The 22577-nt window shown below is 72.0% G+C and carries 19 protein-coding genes; 9 read left to right on the top strand and 10 right to left on the bottom strand.

Features of this window, described 5'->3' with window-relative positions; all coding sequences use genetic code 11:
* Nucleotides 1–3 precede the first annotated feature (3 nt).
* Nucleotides 4–2151, bottom strand: coding sequence for a transglycosylase domain-containing protein (locus Phou_RS12410; protein WP_173056199.1), 2148 nt, complete (start codon nucleotides 2149–2151; stop codon nucleotides 4–6).
* Between the two features lie 95 nt (nucleotides 2152–2246).
* Here Phou_RS12410 and cobC point away from each other — a divergent pair, with 95 nt between their 5' ends.
* The 3 genes from cobC to cobA are packed head-to-tail and all read left to right on the top strand — an operon-like array spanning nucleotide 2247 to nucleotide 5574.
* Nucleotides 2247–3275, top strand: a complete 1029-nt coding sequence (gene cobC / locus Phou_RS12405; RefSeq protein WP_173056198.1) for an Rv2231c family histidinol phosphate aminotransferase CobC — start codon at nucleotides 2247–2249, stop codon at nucleotides 3273–3275.
* Nucleotides 3275–4312 (top strand): nicotinate-nucleotide--dimethylbenzimidazole phosphoribosyltransferase, encoded by a 1038-nt coding sequence (gene cobT / locus Phou_RS12400; RefSeq protein ID WP_173056197.1) that lies wholly within the window; start codon nucleotides 3275–3277, stop codon nucleotides 4310–4312. Before cobC ends, cobT begins: the two co-directional genes overlap by 1 nt.
* Nucleotides 4309–5574, top strand: a complete 1266-nt coding sequence (gene cobA / locus Phou_RS12395; protein ID WP_173056196.1) for a uroporphyrinogen-III C-methyltransferase — start codon at nucleotides 4309–4311, stop codon at nucleotides 5572–5574. The genes cobT and cobA overlap by 4 nt, the downstream gene beginning before the upstream one ends.
* Here the strand turns inward: cobA and otsB are convergent.
* Nucleotides 5536–8094 (bottom strand): trehalose-phosphatase, encoded by a 2559-nt coding sequence (otsB, locus tag Phou_RS12390; protein ID WP_173056195.1) that lies wholly within the window; start codon nucleotides 8092–8094, stop codon nucleotides 5536–5538. The two genes, cobA and otsB, sit on opposite strands and share 39 nt — an antisense overlap.
* Nucleotides 8095–8139: 45 nt before the next feature.
* Nucleotides 8140–9534, bottom strand: a complete 1395-nt coding sequence (locus Phou_RS12385; RefSeq protein WP_173056194.1) for an alpha,alpha-trehalose-phosphate synthase (UDP-forming) — start codon at nucleotides 9532–9534, stop codon at nucleotides 8140–8142.
* A 299-nt stretch (nucleotides 9535–9833) separates the two neighbouring features.
* On the opposite strand from Phou_RS12385, the gene ettA reads away from it, so the two are divergent.
* The 4 genes from ettA (at nucleotide 9834) to Phou_RS12365 (ending at nucleotide 13387) form a co-directional block, all read left to right on the top strand.
* Nucleotides 9834–11510, top strand: coding sequence for an energy-dependent translational throttle protein EttA (gene ettA / locus Phou_RS12380; RefSeq protein ID WP_173058290.1), 1677 nt, complete (start codon nucleotides 9834–9836; stop codon nucleotides 11508–11510).
* Nucleotides 11503–11904: an acyl-CoA thioesterase gene (locus Phou_RS12375; RefSeq protein ID WP_173056193.1), complete on the top strand. Its 402-nt coding sequence runs from the start codon at nucleotides 11503–11505 to the stop codon at nucleotides 11902–11904. Before ettA ends, Phou_RS12375 begins: the two co-directional genes overlap by 8 nt.
* Complete coding sequence (locus Phou_RS12370) at nucleotides 11901–12569, top strand: DUF8185 domain-containing protein (protein WP_173056192.1); 669 nt, start codon at nucleotides 11901–11903, stop codon at nucleotides 12567–12569. The genes Phou_RS12375 and Phou_RS12370 overlap by 4 nt, the downstream gene beginning before the upstream one ends.
* 131 nt (nucleotides 12570–12700) lie before the next feature.
* The gene (locus Phou_RS12365; protein ID WP_371872109.1) at nucleotides 12701–13387 is read left to right on the top strand and encodes a type III secretion system chaperone family protein; all 687 of its coding nucleotides are present in this window, start codon (nucleotides 12701–12703) and stop codon (nucleotides 13385–13387) included.
* Nucleotides 13388–13455: 68 nt separating this feature from the next.
* Here Phou_RS12365 and Phou_RS12360 read toward each other — a convergent pair whose 3' ends face one another.
* From Phou_RS12360 to Phou_RS12345, 4 genes are all read right to left on the bottom strand, one after another.
* Entirely contained in the window at nucleotides 13456–14706 is a 1251-nt protein-coding gene (locus Phou_RS12360) for a delta-60 repeat domain-containing protein (protein ID WP_173056191.1), read from the bottom strand.
* A 61-nt stretch (nucleotides 14707–14767) separates the two neighbouring features.
* Complete coding sequence (locus Phou_RS12355) at nucleotides 14768–15184, bottom strand: globin (protein WP_173056190.1); 417 nt, start codon at nucleotides 15182–15184, stop codon at nucleotides 14768–14770.
* A complete protein-coding gene (locus tag Phou_RS12350; protein ID WP_246273512.1) occupies nucleotides 15181–16572 on the bottom strand; it encodes an MFS transporter in 1392 nt (463 codons plus the stop codon). The genes Phou_RS12355 and Phou_RS12350 overlap by 4 nt, the downstream gene beginning before the upstream one ends.
* A 259-nt stretch (nucleotides 16573–16831) precedes the next feature.
* Nucleotides 16832–17878, bottom strand: coding sequence for a mechanosensitive ion channel family protein (locus Phou_RS12345; RefSeq protein ID WP_371872108.1), 1047 nt, complete (start codon nucleotides 17876–17878; stop codon nucleotides 16832–16834).
* Nucleotides 17879–18146: 268 nt separating this feature from the next.
* Here Phou_RS12345 and Phou_RS12340 point away from each other — a divergent pair, with 268 nt between their 5' ends.
* Nucleotides 18147–18674 (top strand): HNH endonuclease, encoded by a 528-nt coding sequence (locus Phou_RS12340; RefSeq protein ID WP_173056188.1) that lies wholly within the window; start codon nucleotides 18147–18149, stop codon nucleotides 18672–18674.
* Between the two features lie 22 nt (nucleotides 18675–18696).
* Here Phou_RS12340 and Phou_RS12335 read toward each other — a convergent pair whose 3' ends face one another.
* Genes Phou_RS12335 through kynU form a run of 3 tightly spaced genes read right to left on the bottom strand, consistent with a single transcriptional unit; the run spans nucleotide 18697 to nucleotide 21113 of the window.
* Nucleotides 18697–19311 carry a class F sortase gene (locus Phou_RS12335; RefSeq protein ID WP_173056187.1) on the bottom strand — a complete coding sequence of 205 codons (615 nt, stop codon included), beginning with the start codon at nucleotides 19309–19311 and terminating at the stop codon, nucleotides 18697–18699.
* A gap of 6 nt (nucleotides 19312–19317) precedes the next feature.
* Entirely contained in the window at nucleotides 19318–19803 is a 486-nt protein-coding gene (locus Phou_RS12330) for a GVDTG sorting domain-containing protein (RefSeq protein ID WP_173056186.1), read from the bottom strand.
* A 59-nt stretch (nucleotides 19804–19862) separates the two neighbouring features.
* Complete coding sequence (gene kynU, locus Phou_RS12325; RefSeq protein WP_246273511.1) at nucleotides 19863–21113, bottom strand: kynureninase; 1251 nt, start codon at nucleotides 21111–21113, stop codon at nucleotides 19863–19865.
* 19 nt (nucleotides 21114–21132) lie between these two features.
* On the opposite strand from kynU, the gene Phou_RS12320 reads away from it, so the two are divergent.
* Nucleotides 21133–22572, top strand: a complete 1440-nt coding sequence (locus tag Phou_RS12320; RefSeq protein ID WP_173056184.1) for an amidase — start codon at nucleotides 21133–21135, stop codon at nucleotides 22570–22572.
* Nucleotides 22573–22577: the final 5 nt, after the last annotated feature.

Raw genomic sequence — 22577 nt, 5'->3', positions numbered from 1 at the left:
AACCTAGCGCAGGATCGACGCGGGCGGCGGGATGAAGTTGCGCTTGGGCTTGCCCTTCAGGCCGTCGCGCAGGGTCTCGGCGACCGTGTTGATCGGCTTGAGCGACTGGCCGTCGCCCACCGCGTTGAACGGGTAGTCCGGGTCGGCGATGAACGAGGCCGCCGCCAGGTCCGGCGTCATGCCGACGAACCAGGCCGCGCGGGTCGAGTCGGTCGTACCGGTCTTGCCGGCCACCGGGCGGCCCACGATGCCGTACACGCCGGGCGCGGTCGACCAGCCGCCACAGGAGCCGCGGGCCGCGCCGAAGCCGGTCACGCAGCGGGCCGCATCCGCCGCCGCGCGGGCGGCTGCCGGGCTGACCGCCTGCATGCACCGCGGCTTGGCCACCTCGACACCCTTGTACGCGGCCTGCGAGCCGTCCGGCGCCGCGATCGACAGCACGGGCAGCGGCTCGCAGTACTTGCCGTCCGCCGCCACCGTGGCGTACGCGTTCGACATCTCCAGCGGCGTCGCGTCGGACACGCCAAGCGTGAACGCACCCCAGCCGCGCGCCTTCTTCGGTGAGGCCTGCAGCTTGTCGATGTCCGTGCGCCAGCGCAGGCCCACCCGCTCGGCCATCCGCACCGCCTTGTCGGCGCCGACCTTCTGTTCAAGCTGGACGAAATACGTGTTCACCGACTTGCCGAAGCCGGACCACATGTTCTGGCGGCCGGTCATCGCGCCGGAGGCGTTCGAGGGGCACCACCGGCCGCCGCAGCTGCTCGGCTCGCCCTCGCCGGCCAGGTACTGCGAGACGTACCGCATCGGGGCGTGGAACGAGGTGCTCATCGGCATGCCCGCGTCGAGCGCGGCGAGCATGACGAACATCTTGAACGTCGAACCCGCCTGGTAGCCGGGCATGTCGCCGCCGCCGAGCAGCGGGTTCACCGTGTTCGGGTAGTTGCCCGGGATCTTGCCGGACTTGGCGGGGTCGGAGTGCGCGCCGTTCGCCTTCTGGTCGAGCGAGTACGTGCGGTTGACCGCCATCGCCTTCACCTGGCCGCTGCCGGGCTGGATGGCGACGATGCCGAGCGCGAAGCGGCTGCGCTTGCCCTCCTTCTCCAGCACGTTCGCCTGCGCGCTGCGCTGGATCTTCGGGTCGAGCGTCGTCACGATCCTGTACCCGCCGCGGCGCAGCCGGTCCTCCCGCTCCTGCGCACTGTTGCCGAACGCCTTCTGCTCGTTCCACCACGTCTTGAAGTAGTCGCAGAAGAAGCCCCAGTCGTTGTGCTTGTCGTCGACCGAGACGCAGTCGTTCGCCGGCGTGGTGAGCCGCAGCTTGATGGGCGTGGCCTTGGCCTTCTCGCCCTCGGCCGGCGTCGCGTACTTGAGCGCCACCATCCGGTCGATCACGTAGTTGCGCCGCTCGGTGGCCGCCCGCTTGTCCTGGCTCGCCGGGTCGTACGCCGTGGGCGCCTTGACCAGACCGGCGATGGTCGCCGCCTCGACGAGCGTCAGGTCCTTGGGTCGCTTGGAGAAGAAGACCTCGGCGGCGGCGTAGATGCCGTAGGCGCGGTGGCCGAAGTAGGCCGAGTTGAGGTACCGCTCCAGGATCTGCTGCTTGCTGATCTGCTTCTCGAGCTCGACGGCCAGCCGCATCTCGCGGATCTTGCGGGCGCTCGTCTGCTCGGTGGCCTGCTGCACCTCGACCGGCGTCTTGGCGCCGTCCCGCAGCGCCATGCGCACGTACTGCATGGTGAGCGTCGACGCGCCCTGCTGCACCTCGCCGCCCTGGTGGTTGGCGACGAACGCGCGGGCGATGCCCTTCGCGTCCACCCCGTTGTGCTGGTAGAAGCGCGAGTCCTCGGAGGCCACGATGGCCCGTTGGATGTTCACCGACATCTGGCTGATCGGCACGTACTTTCGATGCTCCTCATAGAACATCGTGATCAGCGTCTTGCCGTCGGCCGCGTACACGTACGTGGTCTGTGCCGGAGGGGTCACGTCCAGCACGGACGGCATGTCGCCGACGAAGTCGGCGGCCGCCTTCGCCCCGATGCCGCCCGCGGCGGCGATGGGGTAGGCGACGGCGGCTACCAGCACCCCTGCGATGAGTCCGGTGCGGACGAGGGGTGCCATCCGACTGGTTGCGGAGAGTACGCGCTTCATCACTACCCAAAGGTAGGACAAAGCCAGTCAAGACATGATCTAAAGAGGCAAAACATGCCGCGCGTTGGCACTGTCTGATCTCGGTCATCCTGGAGGGCATGGATCTCGGGTTTCACGGCGACTCCGAAGTCGGGTCCGGCCTCGTCGATCTCGCGGTCAACGTGCGCCGGGCGCCGATGCCGCCGTGGCTCGCCGAGCCGATCGCGGCCTCGCTGGCCGACCTCGCCGCGTACCCGGATCCGGCCCCCGCAACCGCCGCGGTGGCCGCGCGACACGCGCGCCCGGCCGCCGAGGTGCTGCTCACCGCCGGCGCGGCGCAAGGCTTCGTCCTGCTGGCGCAGGCGCTGCGCGGGGCGCGGCGGGCTGTGGTGGTACATCCGCAGTTCACCGAGCCGGAGGCGGCGCTGCGGCACGCCGGCCACGAGGTGTCCAGGGTGGTGCTTCCGGAGGCGTCCGGCTTCGCGCTCGACCCGGCGCTGGTGCCGGACGACGCCGACCTCGTCTTCGTCGGAAATCCCACGAACCCGACCTCCGTCCTTCACCCCGCGAAGGCGGTGGCCGCTCTCGCCCGCCCGGGTCGGGTGCTGGTGGTGGACGAGGCGTTCGCGGACACGACCGGCGAGGCGCAGTCGCTGGCCGCGCGGCGCGACCTGCCCGGGCTCGTGGTCGTGCGCAGCCTCACCAAGACGTGGGGGCTGGCGGGGCTGCGGATCGGGTACCTGCTCGGCCCGGCCGACCTGCTCACCCGGCTCGCCGCCGTGCAGCCGCTCTGGGCCGTCTCGACGCCCGCGCTCGCCGCGGCCGCCGCGTGCGCGACTCCGGCGGCCGTGGCGGCCGAGCGGGAGATCGCCGCTGCGCTCGCTGCCGACCGCGACCACCTGGTGGCTGAACTCCGCGCGATCCCCGGCGTCGCCGTGGTGGGGCGGCCGGCGTCGTCGTTCGTCCTGATCCGCACCTCGCACGGCGGCCGCGTGCGGCTGGCCCTCCGCGAGATGGGGTACGCGGTGCGGCGCGGCGACACTTTTCCCGGGCTGGGCGCCGACTGGCTGCGGATCGCGGTGCGGGACACTGCGGTCACCGATGGTTTCGTCGCGGCCCTGCGCAAGACAATGAACCTGGAGGCGTGATGATCGACAGCATCTCCCCGCTCGACGGGCCGGCGATGGAGGCGGCGCGGTCCCTGCACGCGCGGCTCACCAAGCCGGCGGGCTCGCTGGGCGCGCTGGAGGAGCTTTCCATCCGCCTGGCCGGGCTGGCCGGCCAGTGCCCGCCCCCGATACCCGAGCCGGCCGCGGTGGCCGTCTTCGCCGGCGACCACGGTGTCCACGCCCAGGGCGTCACGCCGTGGCCGCAGGAGGTCACCGGCCAGATGGTGGCCAACTTCCTGGCCGGCGGCGCGGTGGTCAACGCGTTCGCCCGGCAGGTCGGCGCCTCGGTGACCGTCGTGGACGTGGGGGTGCTCGAAGACCTCGGTGAAGGGCCGGGCCTCGTCGCGGCGAAGGTGCGGGCCGGCACGCGGGACATGACCGCGGAGCCGGCGCTCACCCGCGACGAGGTCTCCGCGGCGCTGGAGGCGGGCGCGCGGGTCGCGTTCACGCTGGTGGACGAGGGCGCCCGGGCGCTGGTCACCGGCGACATGGGCATCGCCAACACGACGCCGGCGGCGGCGCTGATCGCGGCGTTCACCGGTGCCGACGCGGCCGCCGTCACCGGGCGGGGCACGGGCATCGACGACGATCGGTACGCCCGGAAGGTGGCGGTGGTCCGCGCCGCGCTGGAGGCGCACGCGCCCGACCCGGCCGACCCGGTCGGCGTGCTGGCGGCGGTCGGCGGGCTGGAGCACGCGGCGATCGCCGGCTTCATCCTGGGCGGCGCCTCCCGCCGGGTACCCGTGATCCTCGATGGCGTGATCGCGGTGTCGGCCGCGCTCGCCGCGGCGGCCCTGGCCCGGGACGCGGTCGGCGCGATGGTCGCGGGCCACCGCTCGGCCGAGCCGGGCGCGACCGTGGCGCTGGCCCACCTCGGCCTCGAGCCGCTCATCGACCTCGGGCTGCGGCTCGGCGAGGGCACCGGCGCGGTGCTCGCGGTGCCGATCGTGGCGGGCTCGGTGCGGGTGCTGCACGAGGTGGCGACGTTCGACTCCGCGGGAGTGTCCGAGAAGTGACGAGTCCTTACCCACTCGCCCTGCTGCTCAAGGGCCGCCGCGTCCTCGTCGTCGGCGGCGGCGTGGTCGCCACCCGGCGGGTGCCGGCGCTGCTCGACGCCGGCGCCCGCGTCGAGGTGGTCAGCCCGTACCTCACGCCGGCGCTGCGCGCACTCGCCGACGCCGGGCGGGTGCACTGGAGCGAGCGGCGCTTCCAAGCCTCCGATGTGGACGGTGCCTGGCTGGTGCAGGTCGCGGTCGACGACCCGGCCGCCGCGGCGGCGGTGAGCGCGGCGGCGCTGGAGCGGCGGGTGTTCTGCGTACGCGCCGACGACCGGCACGCGGCCAGCGCCTGGACGCCCGCGACCACGCGGCACGGCCCGGTCACGGTCGCGGTCACGGCCGGCGGCGACCCGCCCCGCGCCATGGTGATCCGCGACGCGATCCGGGAAGGTCTGCTGGACGGCACCCTGCCGGGTTGCGCGGCGCCGGCGGCGGTCTCGGAGGCGCCGGCGCGGGAGGTGCTCGGCGGCGGGCGGGTGGTGCTCGTGGGCGCCGGGCCGGGCGACCCGGAGCTGATCACGGTCAAGGGCCGGCGGATGCTCGCCGAGGCCGACGTCGTGGTCGCCGACCGGCTGGTGCCCGGGCTGCTGCTGGACGAGCTGCGGCCCGAGGTGGAGCTGGTGGACGCCTCGAAGATCCCGTACGGGCCGGCCAAGGCGCAGGAGGAGATCAACCGCATCCTCGTCGAGCGCGCCGCCGCCGGGCTGGTGGTGGTCCGCCTCAAGGGCGGCGACCCGTACGTCTTCGGCCGCGGCGGCGAGGAGGCGATCGCCTGTGCAGAGGCGGGCGTGCCGGTGACGGTGGTACCGGGCGTGACCAGCTCGGTGGCCGCGCCGGCCGTGGCCGGGATACCGGTGACGCACCGCGGGGTGGCGCACGAGTTCACGGTGGTGAGCGGGCACGTCGCGCCGGAGGATCCGTCGTCGCTGGTGGACTGGCCGGCCCTGGCCCGGATGCGGGGCACGCTGGTGATCCTGATGGGCCTGAAAAACCTTCCCAAGATCACAGCTACCCTGCTCGCGCACGGGCGGGCGCCGCAGACCCCCGCCGCCGTCGTGCAGGAGGGCACCACGGGCGCCCAGCGGGTGCTGCGCAGCGCGCTGTCCGAGGTCGCCGAGCAGACCGCCGAGGCCGGCTTCCGCCCGCCCGCGATCGTGGTCGTGGGCGAGGTCGTCGACGTGCTAGCCGTCCAGGAGGAGGGCGCAGCGGATCAGGCCTAGATGGCTGTACGCCTGCGGGTGGTTGCCCAGGCCGCGCTCGGCGATCGGGTCGTACTGCTCGGGCAGCAGGCCGGTCGGCCCCGCCGTGTCCAGCATCTGCGCGAAGAGCTCCTCGGCGTCGCTGCGGCGGCCGGTGCGCAGGTACGCCTCGATCAGCCAGGCGGTGCACACGTGGAAGCCGCCTTCGCGGCCGGGCAAACCGTCGTCCCAGCGGTACCGGTAGACGACCGGGCCGCTGCGCAGGTCCGCCTCGACCTTGAGCACAGTGGCGAGGAAGCGGGGGTCGTCGTCGGCCAGCAGGCCGGACAGGCCGACCCAGAGGCTGGAGGCGTCCATCTCCTCGTCGCCGTAGGCCACCGTGTAGGCGCCCGCGCCGTCGTGCCAGCCGTGCTCCAGCACGTTGTGGCCGATCCGCTCGCGCAGCTCCACCCACTCCGGTCGGTCGCCGCCTCCGCCGTGGGCACTCAGCACGTGCAGGGCGCGGTCCACTGTGAGCCAGCACATGACCTTCGAGTACACGTGGTGCCTCGGCGGAAGCCGCGCCTCCCACAGGCCGTGGTCCGGCTCGTGCCACCGCCGCTCGACGGCCTGCACCATCGCCTCGATGACCCGCCACTCCTGCTCGCGTACCGAGCCGCGGGAGTCGGCCACCGCCGCGATCAGGTCGACCACCGGGCCGAACACGTCGAGCTGCAGCTGGTGGTTGGCGAGGTTGCCGACGCGCACCGGGCGGGAGCCGGCCCAGCCGGGCAGCGTGTCGATGACCGCCTCGGCGCCCAGCTCGTACCCCTCGACGGTGTAGAGCGGGTGCAGCCGCTCGGGGTGGCCGCCGGTGCGCTCCACGCAGCCGTCGACCCAGCGCAGGAAGCCTTCGGCCTCGCTCAGCGAGCCGAGGTCGACAAGCGCCCGCGCGGTCATCGCGGCGTCGCGCAGCCAGCAGTAGCGGTAGTCCCAGTTGCGTACGCCGCCGACCTCCTCCGGCAGCGACGTTGTCGCCGCGGCGAGGATGCCCCCGGTCGCGTCGTTGCACATGGCGCGGAGGGTGAGCGCGGACCGCAGGACCAGGTCACGGGCCACGCCGGGCAGTCGCAGGCTGCCCGCCCAGTCCCGCCAGGGGCGTTCGGCCGTGGTCTGGCGGTCGGACACCGGTACCGCGTGGTGGTCGAGGCTGTGCGAGCCGAACCGCAGCTCCAGGACCACCTGCCCGCCCGCCGCGGCCAGGTCGACCACCGCGCGGGCGGTGTCGTACCCGCCGTCGGTGGTCAGCTCCCACTCGATGCCGGGGGAGTAGAGCGCGACGGGCTCGTTGGAGCCGAGCACGAGCAGGCCGTCGCCGAGGTGCTGCAGCCTCACCCCGACCTGCCCGAACTCCGGCCGGGGCACGAACTCGAGCCGGGCCCGCCCGTGGCCGTCGAGCACACGGACGAGCGTCGAGTCGCCGCCGTCGCTGGGTGTGGCGAGCCAGTCGGTGACTTTGAGCCCGGACCAGCGCGTCTCCACCGTCATCGTGCCCGAGCGGTAGCGCTGGCCCAGCGGCATGCCGCCCCGGTCGGGTGACACGCTGAAATGCCCGGCCGGGTTGCCGCCGAGCAGGTCGGCGAAGAGCGCGGCCGAGTCGGCTCGCGGATGGCAGAGCCAGGTGAGCTTGGCGGCGGGGGTGAGCAGGGCGACGGTACGGCCGTTGGCGAGCATCGAGTGGCGCTCGATCGGCACGGCCCGCTCGCCGAAGAGCCAGGTGCGGCGGATCTGGAGCAGCAGGCCGAGCACCCGGGCCGCCTCGATCGGCTCCGCCACCCGGTACGCCGCCTTGGTCTCGCCCGGCCCGATCTTGACGCCCACGTCGGGCCCGTGCAGCCGCTCGAACGCCCGTTCGTCCGTCACGCTGTCGCCGATCACCAGCGCGGCACTCGCCGACATCTGGGTGCGCAGCTGGTCGACGGCCGCGCCCTTGTTGGTGGGCAGTACGGAGAGCTCCATCACCTGCTTGCCGTCCGTGACGGTCACCTCCGGCCAGGTGGCGGGGCCCGCGCGGAGCGCGTCGAGGACCCGGGCGGCCACCTCTGGTTCGGCCGCTCTCACGTGCACGGCCACACTGGCCGGTTTCGCCTCCAGCCGTACCCCTGACTGGTTTTGGGCGATCTGGCGGACCGCGGTCTGCAGCCGCGTGCGGACCTCGACAAGCTCGGGCGCCAGGCGCTCGACGAACCCGATGTCGAACTCCGACCCGTGGCTGCCCACGAGGTGCACCTCGGAGGGCAGGCGGGAGAGGGCGGCGAGGTCGCGCAGGGCCCGGCTGGAGATCACCGCGACGGTGGTCTGCGGCAGCGCGGCCAGCGCGCGGATGGCGGCGACGGACTCGGGCAGCGGCACCGCTCTGGACGGATCGAGGACGATCGGCGCGATCGTGCCGTCGTAGTCGCAGGCGATCAGCAGGTTGGGAACGCGCGCGATCCGGCCGACCGCCTGCCGTAGGTCGGGGTCGATCTCGCCGACGGTGCGCTGGTCAAGGTCAAGGACCATGACTCCATGCTGCCCCGTTCGCCCGATTCGTGCTCTGGAAGCGGCTCAGGCCGCGTCCGGGACCCCCAACTCGTTGAGGAATGACCGCGCCCAGTGGCCCACGTCGTGCGTTCGGAGGTGACGCTGCATGATCCGCATGCGCCGCCGAGCCTCCACCCCATCGACGTGCACCGCCCTGAGCAGCGCGTCTTTCACTCCTTCGGGGTCATGCGGGTTGCACAGGAAGGACTGCCGCAGCTCGGTCGCGGCCCCCGCGAACTCGCTGAGCACCAGCGCGCCACCGGTGTCGGAGCGGGAGGCGACGTACTCCTTGGCGACGAGATTCATGCCGTCGCGGAGCGGGGTGACCATCATCACGTCGGCGGCGCAGTAGAGCGCGGACAGCTCGCTGCGGCTGTACGACTGGTGCAGGTAGTGCACCGCGGGCACGCCCACCCGGCCGAACTCGCCGTTGATCCGCCCGACCTCGCGCTCGACCTTCACCCGGAGTGCCTGGTAGTGCTCGACCCGCTCCCGGCTCGGCGTGGCGACCTGCACCATGACCGCCTCGGGCACGCTCAGCCTGCCGTCGGCGAGCAGCTCCCGGAAGGCCTTGAGGCGGCGCTCGATGCCCTTGGTGTAGTCGAGCCGGTCGACGCCCAGCACGATCGTCTTGGGGTCGCCCAGCTCTGCGCGGATCTGCTTGGCGCGCGCCTGCACCGTCGGGTCGGCCGCCATCCGCTCCATCTCGGCCACGTCGATCGAGATCGGGAAGGCGCCGGCCTTGACCCGCCGCCCGTCCACCTCGATCGTCTGACCCTCGTAGCGCAGGCCGAGCAGGTGCCGCGCCAGCCGGACGAAGTTTTGCGCGGCGAGCCGCTGCTGGAAGCCGACCAGGTCGGCACCGAGCAGCCCGCGCAGCACCTCGGCCCGCAGCGGCATCTGCATGAACAGCTCGATCGGCGGAAACGGGATGTGCAGGAAGAAACCGATCCGCAGGTCGGGGCGGAGCTCGCGGAGCATCGCCGGCACCAGCTGCAACTGGTAGTCCTGCACCCACACCGTGGCACCCTCGGCGGCCACCTCCGCGGCCGCCTCGGCGAAGCGGGCGTTGACCACGCGGTACGCCTCACGCCAGCGGCGCTTGAAGACCGGCTGCTCCACGGCATCGTGGTAGAGCGGCCAGATGGTCGCGTTGGACTGGCCCTCGTAGTAGCGCTCGAGCTCCTCGGAGCTGAGCGGCACCGGGTGCAGGTGGATGCCTTCGAGGTCGAACGGCTCGGGCGCCTCGCCCACCCCGCCCGCCCAGCCGACCCAGGTGCCCTTGTGCTGGGCGAGCACCGGATGCAGCGCGGTCACCAGACCACCAGGGCTGCGCCGCCAGCCGCGCCCCTCCGGTGTCGTCACCTCATCGACGGGCAGCCGGTTGGCAACAACGACGAACGAGCTACGAACCGTCACGCTCCGTACACCTCCGGTGTCGACGGGTCCCCAGCAGAGACTACTTGCCTGGCATTTCGTCACTGCGTCGCGGGAGCATGCCGGTTCACATAGCGCCCAGCGAGGCTTGATTTCCCTGGTGGCGGGGGTTGAACCGGCCCATTGTCGTGAACGCCCGATTACTCATCAATGTCGATGGCGGTCGGAGTCGGCGGCTCCGCGTCCGTCGGGGTGATTCGCTACTCGGGTTGTGGACCTGTCAGGATTGTCGGTGGCGTTCGCCGAGCAGACAGCATGATCCATTGGAGGTAGGCCGCACCGTGGCCCAGTTCATCTACGTCCTGGAAAAGGCGCGCAAGGCGCACGGCGACAAGGTCGTGCTCGACAATGTGACGCTGAGCTTCCTGCCGGGCGCCAAGATCGGTGTGGTCGGCCCCAACGGCGCGGGTAAGTCCAGCCTGCTCAAGATAATGGCGGGGCTCGACCGGCCGAGCAATGGCGAGGCCCGGCTGATGCCCGGCTACACCGTGGGGCTGCTGGCCCAGGAGCCGCCGCTCAACGACGCGAAGACCGTCCTCGGCAACATCGAGGAGGCGGTCGCGGAGACGAAGTCCAAGCTGGAGCGGTTCAACAAGATCGCCGAGCAGATGGCCACCGACTACTCCGACGAGCTGATGGAGGAGATGGGCCGCCTCCAGGAGGAGCTCGACCACGCCGACGCGTGGGACGTCGACTCCAAGCTGGAGCTGGCGATGGACGCCCTGCGCTGCCCGCCGCCGGACGCCGACGTCACCCAGCTCTCCGGTGGTGAGCGCCGCCGCGTGGCCCTGTGCAAGCTGCTGCTGGAGGCGCCCGACCTGCTGCTGCTCGACGAGCCCACCAACCACCTCGACGCGGAGAGCGTCCAGTGGCTGGAGCAGCACCTCGCCAAGTACCCGGGCACCGTCCTGGCGATCACCCACGACCGGTACTTCCTGGACAACGTCGCGGGCTGGATCCTGGAGCTCGACCGCGGCCGCGCGATCGGGTACGAGGGCAACTACTCCACCTACCTGGAGAAGAAGGCGGCCCGGCTCGCGGTCGAGGGGCGCAAGGACGCCAAGCTCAAGAAGCGCCTCTCCGAGGAGCTGGAGTGGGTCCGCTCCAACGCGAAGGCTCGCCAGACCAAGTCGCGGGCCCGCCTTGAGCGCTACGACGAGATGGCCAACGAGGCGGAGAAGACCCGCAAGCTCGACTTCGAGGAGATCCAGATCCCGCCGGGCCCGCGCCTGGGCAACACGGTGATCGAGGCGCAGGGGCTCACCAAGGGCTTCGGCGACCGGGTCCTGATCGAAAACCTCTCCTTCTCGCTGCCGCGCAACGGCATCGTCGGCATCATCGGGCCGAACGGCGTCGGCAAGACCACGCTCTTCAAGACGATCGTGGGGCTGGAGCAGCCGGACAAGGGCGCGGTGAGGGTCGGCGAGACGGTGCAGCTGTCGTACGTCGACCAGAACAGGGAGAGCCTCGACGGCGACAAGACGGTCTGGGAGCTCGTCTCCGACGGTCTCGACCACCTCATGGTGGGCAAGGTCGAGATGCCCTCCCGGGCGTACGTGGCGGCGTTCGGCTTCAAGGGTCCCGACCAGCAGAAGCCGACCAAGGTGCTCTCCGGTGGCGAGCGCAACCGGCTCAACCTCGCGCTGACGCTGAAGATCGGCGGCAACGTGATCCTGCTCGACGAGCCGACCAACGACCTCGACGTCGAGACGCTCTCCAGCCTGGAAAACGCGCTGCTGGAGTTTCCCGGCTGCGCCGTGGTCATCTCCCACGACCGGATGTTCCTGGACCGGGTGGCCACGCACATCCTGGCCTGGGAAGGCGACGAGGAAAACCCGGCGAAGTGGTTCTGGTTCGAGGGCAACTTCGAGGCGTACGAGAAGAACAAGATCGACCGGCTGGGCGCCGAGGCGGCTCGGCCGCACCGGGTGACCTACCGCAAGCTCACACGTGACTGACCGGTTCGTCTACCACTGTGCCGTGCGGTGGTCCGACATGGACGCGTACGGGCACGTGAACAACGCACGGTTCCTCACGCTGTACGAGGAGGCCCGGGTGGCGATGATGTTCGTCGGCGCCCGGGAGGCCGGCCTGACCTCGCTGGAGGAGGGCGTGATCATCGCCCGCCACGAGATCGACTACCTGCGGCCGGTCGACTACGGAGACCCGGTGCGCATCGAGTCGTGGATCGAGGAGATCCGGGCGGCCCGGTTCACCGTCGCGTACGAGCTGTTCGACGGTGGCGTCCTGGCCAGCCGCGCCCGCACCGTGTGCGCACCCTATGACCTGAGCGAGCAGCGACCCCGCCGGCTCACGGAGGCCGAGCGGGCCTTCCTGAGCGCCTACCAATGAACCTCTCCGCGCCGGACGCCGGTGCCTTCCTGGCCAGGCTGACCCGCCTCGATCCGGGCGCTGTGGTGCGCATGAAGAGCGGCGGCGAGCACGTCGCGCTCTGGGCCCGCCTGCCGTGGGCCGTCCTCGTCGGCCGCACCGTCGCCGGCACCGGGCCGCGGGACGCCACCGTCTCGGCCGCCGACCTGCTCGCCGAGCTGGGGCGCGGGGGAGACGCGCTGCCGGGCCGGCGGGACCAGGAGTGGCGGTGGCCGCTGCCGCCGCCTGGCGCGCGGGTGGTGGAGACCGTGCCCGCCGCCGAGGTGCACCGCATCGCGGCCGCGGCCGCGGGCACGCTGCGTGCGGCCAGCACGGAGGGCGTCGGCGGCCGGGCCGTGGGCCAGCGGGCACTCCGGGACGCGCTTCTGGATCATGTTGCGATCCTGGTCACAGACGCGGAGTCTCGGGTCGAGGTGCCGCAAAGGCTGATCCAGGCCGTCGTACGGATGGGGTTTCTCGGCCGTTCGGCCCCGGCTCCCGGTGAAGTCGACCCCGTACAGCTAGGCGAAGTGCGTATCCAAGCTATCGGCCGGTGGGTTGGGTTGGCGGCACCATACGGTGTGGCGTGGCTACTTCCCGTGAGTCAATTCGCGGTACGACCAGCCGCGGCTCATACGAACGGCTGATGCCACATCATCTTTCTAGCTTGGTGGGGTCGTTGGGGGGATGCCTGAAGCCGGCTGTCCGGGTACCGTCGTGCGTCGGGTCCAACGCAACGTAGGCGGCTGGATCCGCTGGGGAGTGAGGTGCACGAGCGATGCCGTGGTGGCAATGGCGCCCCGGTCACACCGGTGGCGAAAGGCTGGAGAGGCCAGGCGTGACCCAGGAGACCATCGGGGAGGAGCCCGAGGCGGCGAGCACGGGGAGCGCTCCGCGGCAGAGTCCCGCGCCGCGGCCGACCGGTGGCTCCGGCAAGCGCACGACCATCCCCGGCAAGGTGCGCGTCGGCGTCCCGGCCCAGCGCGAGCCCGGGCACATCAAGGTGCCGTCCGACCTGTCCAGCATGGACGACGACATGCCGGTCAAGGTCGCGCCCGTCACCCTCCGCCGCATCGGTGAGGCACTCGACCTGCTCGACGTGCGCTACCTCGCGGACGGCGACGGCAGCCTGCTGGCGATGTGGGAGCGGCACGCGGTGCTCTTCACGCTCGAGGGCCCCGACGACGAGATCCTCGTGATGCGCGCCCGTCCACACTCGACGGTCCCGCCAGACTGGGCCGACCGCGCATACCGCGTGGTCAACGAGTGGAACCACACGCGCCGCTTCTGCAAGGCGTATGTGGGCGATCCCACCGAGCGCGGCCAGCTGCCCATCTACGCCGAGCTCCAGGTGCCGCTGAGCGCTGGCGCGCACGACGCTCTCGTGGTCGAGCTGCTCGACTGCGGCGCCGCGGTGGCCACCTCGTTTGTCGACTGGCTGCACGACGAGGGTGCACTGCTCTAGCGGCGCTGCGGCGCTCCGGACCGTTGCTTCCCCCGCCTCACCCTGTGCGGTCGCACCGGCCGGCGGAGTCAGAGCGGAAACATCCCGATGCGGCCGTGGTACTCGTTGCCCAGCTGGTCGGTATCCGAGCCCACCCACAGGCCGCCCGGCGTCGCGAGGAATGAGCGCACGCCCACGCCGCGGCTGCGCGTGGGGTTCCACGGCAGCGCCTTGCCGGTGCGCGGGTCGATGGCGCCGATTCCCGGCCTCGGCACCGCACCCGGGCCGGCGCTCTTGCGGCCGTGCGGGTTGTCCAGCCACTGCTGGTGACCGCCGACGTAGACCGCGCTGCCGGTCACCGCGACCGACAGCAGCGTGTTGCCGCCGGTGTGGTTGACCCACGCGGGCTTGTGAAGGCCGGGCCCGGCCACGTTGAAGCGGGCCGCCGTGTCGCACAGCCGGTACGGGCCGTGCGCGTTGCCGGTCGTCACCACCACGAAGTACGAGCCGTCCGGCGCGAAGTCCACGCCACGCAGGTACGTCTCGTAGCCGGCGTCGCAGGTGTCCTGGTAGACGTCCGTGTGCCAGTTGACCGCCACCGCACCCGGTCCGCTGGTGTCGAGCAGCGCGAGCTGCGCGCGAGGCTGCCCCGCCGCGCGGCCGAACGCGCCGGCCACCACCAGCCGCCGCCCGTCGGGTGCCAGGGCGAAGTCCTCCACGCGCACCCGCTGCTCGGCCGTGCGGCCGGTGAGGGCGGCGTCGAAGCCGCCGTCGACCGCGCCGGAGATGGCGTCCAGCCGGGCGAGAGCGAGCCGCGGAACGCCGTTGACCGCCGAGAACGTGCCGCCCGCGTACAGCCACCGGCCGGAGGCGGCGAGCGCCCGCACATCGCCCCAGTTGACGCTCGGCGTGAAGCTGCCCACGCGCCCGCCGGTGGCGACCGAGAGGCGGGCGAGGCCGCGCTGCGCGACGCCGTTCACCGTGCGGAAGGCGCCGGCGGCGTAGACCGTGCCGTTGGGGCCGGCCGCCAGCGCGTACACCGGGCCGTCCAGGCGGGGCGCGAAGCGGCGCAGCGTGCCGTCTGCGGCGCTGAACGCGAGCAGGTAGTCCCGCCGGTACTGGAAGCCCGCCTCGGTCTCCACGGCGGAGAACGTGCCGCCCACGACGACCGTCTCGCCCACGACCGCGATCGCGTGCACGGTGCCGTCGAGCACGTGCGGCGTCCAGTCGACGGGGTCCGTGGAGACCACGGTCGGCTGGGCGATCTGCGCGGTGGCCGGTACGACCCCGGCCACGGTGGCGGCCGCCACGGCGGCGATGGCGAAGAGGCGGCGGCGCATGATCTCCCTCGGCGGCCGGCGTTGGGGTACGCGTTGACCAACGACCGAGGTAGCTGCGCTGTTATGCGGTCTTCAACCCATTTGTCGGGCCGGCCGGACCCGGCCCGTCGTCCATGGTGTTGACCATGAAGTACGCCGCCCGCTCCAGGTAGTCCCAGAGCGTCGCGTGCTGCTCGGGCGGCAGGTCGAGGCTGTCGACGGCGCGGCGCATGTGCAGCAGCCACGCGTCCCGCTCGGCGGGCCCCACCTTGAAGGGCGCGTGCCGCATCCGCAGCCGCGGGTGCCCGCGCTCCGCCGAATACGTGTTGGGACCGCCCCAGTACTGCATCAGGAAGAGGGTCAGCCGCTCGGTCGCCGGCCCGAGGTCCTCCTCGGGGTACATCGGCCGGAGCAGCGGATCGGTGGCGATCCCCGCGTAGAACTCGTCGACCAGCTTGCGGAAGGTCGGCTCACCGCCGACCGCGTCGAAGAAGTTCACCGCTCTATCTTGCCAGGCAGCCTTACCTGCTCGACCACGTCACGTGCGTCACCCTGGTGGGCGCCGTTTTGCCGGACCGGCTGGTCCAGCGGGTCTGCCGGCGCGGGCACGGCGCCCGGCTGGTTGCGGGCGGCGGCCGCCGCCGTGGCGTTGAACCTGTCGGCGCTCGGCCACTGGGTGGCGGCCAGCAGGATCAGCACGACGCCGGCGAGGCTCCAGAGCCCGACGACGCGGGGGATCGGGTTGTGCTCGGCGAGCACGCCGGTGGCCAGCACGGCCGCGCCCTGCATGATCTGGGTGCCGCTCTGCATCACGCCGAAGGCGCGGGCCCGGAACCCGTGCGGCAGTGCCTGGACGAACAGGCCGTTGGCCGCGGGCATCATGCCGGCCACGGAGAAACCGCAGATCGCGGCCATCACGGCGATGCCGACGGCCGAGGGTCCGAAGAGAGCGGGCACGAGCGAGAGCGGCGCCAGCACCGCGAACGGCCGGATCAGCGCGCGCCGCACGTCGGGCCGGAGCAGCCGGGCGGTCACCAGGCCGCCGATGATGAAGCCGGCCGGGCTGGCGGCCATGATCAGGCCCTGGGAGAAACCACGCCCCGTCTCGCTGGAGCCGAGCGTGGCCGCCCAGGCGGCGGCCAGCCCTTCGGGCACGATCGCGAAGAGCATGGAGGCGAAGACGAGCACGGCGATAGCGCGCAGCACCGGTGTGCCGAACACGATCCGGAAGCCGTCGGCGGTCTCCCGCAGCAGGTGGCTGCGGTGCGCGGCAGCCATCGCCGGTGGCCTCGCCCGGACGCCGAGGCGGATCAGGACAGCGGAAGCGGCGTACGTCCCGGCGTCGATCGCCAGCGCGACGCGCGGGTTGACCGCCGCGATGGCGGCGCCCGCGAGGTAGCCACCGACCTGGGCGGCCTGGCCGGTGGTCAGGTTGACCGAGAGGCCCACGACGAGGCGGTCGCCGGCCAGGATCATCGGCAGCAGCGCCGAGCGGGCAGCCTGGGACGGCGGGTTTGCCAGCGTGCACAGGAAGATCACGACGAGCAGGAGCGGCGCCGGCATCTCGACCAGCGCGATCGACCCGACAAGCACCATGCGGACCAGGTCGGCGGTGACCATGACCGTGCGGTAAGGGTGACGCTCCGCGACGGTGGCCAGCAGCGGGCCGCCGAGCAGCCACGGCAGGTAGCTGATCGCGAAGGCGGCGGCCGACATCGCCACGGACTGGGTCTGGTCGTAGACAAGGACGGTCACCGCGGCCTTGGCGACATAGTCACCGAACCAGGACAACGCGCTCGCGATATAGACCGCTCGATACTCGGGCTGGCTGAACACCTCACGGAAGGTGGCCTGCCGTTCGGCGGCGGCGCGTGCCTCGTCGGACACCGGGGGGCCTCCATCGTCCCTTCCGAGCAGTCACTTGTGGTGACATCGCCGGGGAACGCTATCTAGACGGAAAGGCGAGATCGTCGTGACGCTCCGCCATGGAGCTATTCACGAATTCTGCCCGATCGTCTGACAACTCGCTAGGGCGAACGGATGGTCCGTCGCCTCGACGACTGAACGAACGGACGATACCTGACCGTCCAGCTGGCGCGCGACCCACGCGCCACGGTTCCCTCATCCGTGCCCCGCGGCTGGCACCCTAAGTGGCCCCACCCCGCGTATCGCCCTCGCCGTTCGGCGCCGACGGGCGGGGAAACATCCGGGTTGCGGCGATCCTGGCGGTGATGCCGGCGGCGTCCAGCGCCTGGGTCAGCCGGCGGCGCAGCTCGCGGCCGACGTCGAACTGGCCATCGGCGGTGGTCTTCGCGACGGTACGGATCACGGCGCCGTCCACAGTGATCTGCTCGACGCCCAGCACGTCCGGCGGCTCCACGAAGTGACCGGCCAGCTCGGGGTCCTCGGCGACCTCGACGGCGGCGGCCCGCATGACCGAGGTGGCCTCCTCGACGCCGGCGAAGCCGATCGGCATGTCCACGATGACCATCGCCCAGCCCTGGCTCTTGTTGCCGACCCGGATGATCTCGCCGTTGCGGATGTACCAGAGCACGCCCCGGCCGTCCCGCACGGTGGTGATGCGCAGCCCGACCGCCTCCACGACGCCGGTCGCCTCTCCAAGATCGACGGTGTCGCCCACGCCGTACTGGTCTTCGAGCAGCATGAAGACCCCGGAGATCACGTCCTTGACCAGCGACTGGGCGCCGAAGCCGAGTGCGACGCCGGCGATGCCCGCACTCGCGATCAGCGGGGCGAGGTTGAAGTTCAGCTCGGAGAGGACCAGCAGTACGGCGATCGCGAAGACCACCGCGGTCACCGTGTTGCGCAGTACCGAGCCGATCGCCTCGGCGCGCTGGCGGCGCCGCTCGGGCACGACCGTGGCCGGGTCGGTGGGGGCGTTGGGGACGCGCTCGCGCAGCGGCCGCAAGATCGTCGGGACCGACGTGTGCGTCGAGGTCCGGACCAGACGACTGATCATGCGGTGGGTGACCCAGCGGATCAGGAGCGCGATCAGCAGGATCAGGATGATGCGGAGCGGCTTCACGAAGATCCAGAAGCTGCTCTCGGCCAGCCACGGGGTGCCGGTCCACTCGAACACCCGCTGGCAGAGGGCGTCCTCGCGGCAGTCCGCCCCCACGGTGGGGGAGGGCGAGGGGTCCGGCAGCGGGGCGGCGAGGAGGGCGGCAATCACGTGTGCCTTAGTACCGCACCCGGGGCGCGAAGGCACGGCGGGGTCGCCCCCGGTGCGGCCCTTCTCACCGGATAAACCGGTCATCTTGCCACGGGATACCTAAGCTTCACGAGGTAGGCCCCGAATAGTACGTGCATTTCAGCTACCCATCGGGGACTATTGGCGCACGGACGCCGGTGATCTGCCGGCGTTGGCCGCGGTCACCGACGGCCCGCGGCGGACTGGTCTGACAGGGAGCTGGTCTGCGGGACCTGGAGAGGTGAGCGCGATGCCTGACATACGACCCTCGGTGGGCTCAGGAGCATTAGTCCTCAATGCCACGTACGAGCCGCTGTGTGTCGTGTCAGTGCGAAGAGCCGCGATCCTTGTCCTGTCCGCGAAGGCGGTGTGCGTCGCCGACGGCGACGGCATGCTCCATAGCGCCCGCCACGACCTGCCCGTGCCCTCCGTGGTCCGGCTGACCCGCTACGTGCGGGTGCCCTACCGCAGCCACGTCGGCCTCTCCCGGCGCGCCATCTTCGCCAGAGACGGCTGGCGCTGTGCCTACTGCCGCGGTCCGGCCGAGACCATCGACCACGTCTTCCCGCGTAGCCGCGGCGGGGGGCACGCCTGGGAAAACGTGGTGGCCGCCTGCGCCAAGTGCAACCACGCCAAAGGCGACCGCACCCCGGCGGAGCTCGGCTGGCGCCTGCACGCGCTTCCCGCGGCGCCGAAAGGCATGGCCTGGCGCGTGCTCGGGCACCGTGCCCCGGACCCACGCTGGGCCGACTGGCTCGACCTCCCCGAAGCGGCCTAGGCGCCGCTTTTGTTGTCTTCGCCTACACGCTCTTGACGTTTTTGGCGCGCACGAGCGAGGCGAAGACCACCACATTGTCCTCGTAGCCTGTCTCGCCGCCCACCCATCGTCCGCCGCAGGTGATCAGGCGGAGGCCGGGACGGCTGAAGTCACTGTAGAGACGGCGCATGGGCAGCTCGGTCTTGCCGAAGTGCTCCACCGTGTTCACCTCGAAGATCGCCACCGAGCGGTCCCGGCGGGTGATCTCGATCGTCGCGCCAGGCCGCAGCCGCCGCAGGTCGTGAAAGACCGCCGGCCCGGAGCGGGTGTCCACGTGTCCCACGATGATCGCCGGGCCGAACTGCCCCGGGGTGGGGCTCTCGTCGTACCAGCCGGCCTCGTGCCGCCGGGTCGCCGCGGGTACCGCGATCGTGCCGTCGTCGGCGAGGCCCACGCCGTGCACGGGCGCCCGCAGCCCCAGCGAGGGGATCGCGATGCGGGTCGGGCGGCTCGGCTCCAGCACCGGGAACGCCTTCGGTGGTGGCTTGCCCTCCGGCGTCCACCACGCGGGCAGCTCGATCTGGCCCAGGCCCAGCCCGATCGCGAACACACCGGCCAGCACGAGCATCCCGGCGAGCAGCCGGGAGCCCGCGGGCATCGGTGGCTACGCCCGGCGGCGGCGCAGCGCCAGCAGCCCCACCCCGGCCACCACGGCGGCCAGCCCGCCGCCGGTGAGCGCGAGGGGGGTGCTCGAGCCGCCGGCCGTACCGCCGCCACCCGTGGCCGGACCCTTGGTGGGGTGGTCCTTGCCGAGGACGTACATGGTGGTGGTGGCGGAACTGCCGTTTGCGCAGGAGAGCTTGACGTCGTAGTCACCGGGCCGCGCGCCGCTGGGGATCGTCACGGCGGCCACGACGAAGCCGTGCTCGGGCGCCATCTTCACCTCGCCGAACGCCTTTGACTTGGCGACCGCGTCGTTGAGGTTTTCCTGGCAGCTGCCCCGGATGCCGACCCGGTACCCGGCCTGGATGCTGCTGGGATTGACCTCGACCCACGCGCCGTCGGCGTAGGCGGGTGCGGGCATTGCCAGGCAAGCCATCGCCACCATGCCCAGGGCCGCGGCGGAGCGGCCCATCGTGAAAGCCCTCATGAGACGGATCTTCGCACCCGGTCGCCTCAAAAGATCGGAAAACCGGGCAAAAGCTGAGGCTAGGTCACTCGGGCATGTTGTTCCGGAAACTCCAGGTGTGTTCCGGCCTCGGCGATATCGCGCAGTCGGGACAGGCCGGCGTACACGTCCACAAAACGGGTGTAGAGCGCGCCGAAGCCCAGCCTCAGCCGGTCCGGTGTACGGAAGTCGGGCACCACGCCGGCCGCGCGCAGCGCCTGGCTGAACTGCCACGCCCGCGTGTGGTGCAGCGTCACGTGCCCGCCCCGCCGGGTGCCCGCGCGCGGCGAGGCGAGCGTGAACCCGTGCGGTGCGAGCCACGCGTCGCTCACCTCGATCGCGTACGCCCCGAGCGCCGCGCCCTTTTCCGCGATCGCCCCGATGCCCGCCTCGGCGGTGAGCTTGGCACCCGAGAGTGCCGCGTACGCGCCGAGCACCGATGGGGTACCGACCTGGAAGCGGTCGATCGAGTCCATCGGGTCGTACTCGGCGGCCATGTCGAACTGCGCCCGCTGCCCGAACCAGCCCCAGATCGGCTGGCGCAGCTCACGCCGCAGGTCGGCCCGCACGTAGAGGAACGCGGGAGCGCCGGGGCCGGCGTTGAGGTGCTTGTAGGTACACCCGGCAGCGAGGTCGACCCGGGCGGAGCGCAGCGGGACGCGGACCGCGCCCGCCGAGTGGCTGAGGTCCCAGAGGGTGAGGGCGCCGACCTCGTGCGCGGCGGCGGTGATGGCCGCCATGTCCGCGACGGCGCCCGAGCGGTACGCGACGTGCGAGAGCGACACCAGCGCCACGTCCTCGTCCAGCGCCTCGCGCACCGCCTCGACCGACACGCCCAGGTCGATGTCGGACTTCACCACCCGCAGCTCCAGGCCGCGCGCCTGCGCCAGCCCCTGGAAGATGTACCGGTCGCTGGGGAAGTTGTCGTCGTCGGTGACGATCACGTGGCGTGCGGGCCGTGCGGCGCAGGCGGCGGCCGCGAGCTTGTAGAGGTTGACGCTCGTCGAGTCGGCGAGCACGACGTCGCCCGGTGCGGCGTCCAGCACACCACCGGCCAGCACGTCACCGACCTCGCGGGACAGCGTGATCCACCGGTCCCACCCGCGGATCAGGTCGCCGCCCCACTCGTCGATCGCCTGGTGTAGACGCTCCCTTGTGGACACAGGGAGCCGGCCGAGCGAGTTGCCGTCGAGGTACACGAGGTCCTCGTCGGGGATGACGAACCGTTCGCGAAAGGGGGCCAGCGTGTCGGCGGCGTCAAGTTCGCGGGCCCGGGAGAGAAAGTCCGTCACGCGATACAAACTAGGTGGCATGGCCGATCTTCACGACCTCACCGCCCTTGAGCAGGCCGACGCGATCCGCCGGCGCGAGGTGTCCAGCCTCGAACTTGTCGACCACTACCTGGACCGCATCGCCGCGCACGGCGAGACGGTAGGCGCGTTCGTCACGGTGACCGCCGACCAGGCGCGGGCGCAGGCCGTGGCGGCCGACGCGGTTCCGATCGAGGGACGCCCGCGGCTGCACGGGGTGCCGACGGCGATCAAGGATCTGACCATGACCGCGGGGGTACGGACGACGTTCGGCTCGGCCGCGTTCGCCGACTTCGTGCCGCCACTGGACGCCGACGTGGTGGCCCTGCTCCGCGCGGCCGGCACGGTCAGCCTCGGCAAGACGACCACCTCCGAACTGGGCGTTTCGCTCTACTCGGAGGGGATCGTCGCGCTGCCGGCCCGCAACCCGTGGGGCCTGGACTACACCGCCGGCGGCTCCAGCGGCGGCGCGGCCTCGGCGGTGGCGGCCGGGCTGGTGCCGTTCGCGCAGGGTTCCGACGGCGGAGGGTCGGTGCGCATACCGGCGGCGCTGTGCGGGCTGGTCGGCTTCAAGCCCAGCCGTGGCGTGGTCTCCGGCGGGCCGCTGGGCTTCGGCGCGTTCGGGCTGCCCACGCCCGGCCCGCTGGCCCGGACAGTTGCCGACGCCGCGGCGATGCTCGACGCGATGGCCGTGCCCGTGCCCGGCGAGCCGTACCCCGCGCCGCCGCCGCCCGAGGGCGGGTACCTGGCCGCGGCCCGGCGGACCGGCCCACGCCTGCGGGTGGGCCGCTTCGTCACGCCGATGCTCGTGGGGGACCAGCCGGTCGACCCGGCGTGCGCGGGCGCCGTCGACGTCGCGGCCACCGCGCTGGCCGCGGCCGGGCACGAGGTGGTCGAGGTCCCGGCGCCGTTCGGGCCCGAGGTGTGGCCGCTCTTCGAGATCCTCTGGTACGTGCTGGCGCTCGCCCCGGTCCCACCCGAGCGCGAGGCCGAGCTGCTGCCGCTGACCCGGCTGATGCGGGAGCGGGGTGCGGCGGTCACGGCGGCGCAGCTGATGAGCACGCTGGCCGAGATCCAGGTACAGGTCCGCCGTGGCATGCGCGCCACCGCCGGGTACGACCTGCTGCTCTGCCCCACACTGGCGGCGCCCCAGGCGCGGGTGGGCTCGTTCACCGAGGCGGGCGACCCTGAGCTGGACTTCGACCTGCAGCGGCGGTTCTCGCCGTACTGCGCGGTGTTCAATGTCACCGGCCAGCCATCGGTGTCCATCCCGGTGTCGCCGGTCGACGGGATGCCCGTCGGGGTGCTGCTGACCGGCCGGCCCGGCGCGGACGGCGTCCTGATCACGGCCGCCGCCGAGCTGGAAGCGTCACTCGGATGGGGTGATCGGCACCCCGAGATATGGCGGGCAACGCCCTCCGCTACCGTGAACGGCGTCTGAGTCAG

The organism is Phytohabitans houttuyneae, from assembly GCF_011764425.1.
In the GTDB taxonomy this organism is placed as follows: domain Bacteria; phylum Actinomycetota; class Actinomycetes; order Mycobacteriales; family Micromonosporaceae; genus Phytohabitans; species Phytohabitans houttuyneae.
Note: the sequence above shows the minus strand (reverse complement) of the source record. Positions and strands in the feature narration are given on the sequence as shown.

Coding starts and splice junctions, on each gene's coding strand:
- otsB (WP_173056195.1), bottom strand. CDS start 8,094: ATGGTCCTTGACCTTGACCAGCGCACCGTCGGCGAGATCGACCCCGAC.
- cobC (WP_173056198.1), top strand. CDS start 2,247: ATGGATCTCGGGTTTCACGGCGACTCCGAAGTCGGGTCCGGCCTCGTC.
- Phou_RS12365 (WP_371872109.1), top strand. CDS start 12,701: ATGCCGTGGTGGCAATGGCGCCCCGGTCACACCGGTGGCGAAAGGCTG.
- Phou_RS12360 (WP_173056191.1), bottom strand. CDS start 14,706: ATGCGCCGCCGCCTCTTCGCCATCGCCGCCGTGGCGGCCGCCACCGTG.
- Phou_RS12330 (WP_173056186.1), bottom strand. CDS start 19,803: ATGAGGGCTTTCACGATGGGCCGCTCCGCCGCGGCCCTGGGCATGGTG.
- Phou_RS12340 (WP_173056188.1), top strand. CDS start 18,147: ATGCCTGACATACGACCCTCGGTGGGCTCAGGAGCATTAGTCCTCAAT.
- Phou_RS12320 (WP_173056184.1), top strand. CDS start 21,133: ATGGCCGATCTTCACGACCTCACCGCCCTTGAGCAGGCCGACGCGATC.
- Phou_RS12370 (WP_173056192.1), top strand. CDS start 11,901: ATGAACCTCTCCGCGCCGGACGCCGGTGCCTTCCTGGCCAGGCTGACC.
- cobT (WP_173056197.1), top strand. CDS start 3,275: ATGATCGACAGCATCTCCCCGCTCGACGGGCCGGCGATGGAGGCGGCG.
- Phou_RS12335 (WP_173056187.1), bottom strand. CDS start 19,311: ATGCCCGCGGGCTCCCGGCTGCTCGCCGGGATGCTCGTGCTGGCCGGT.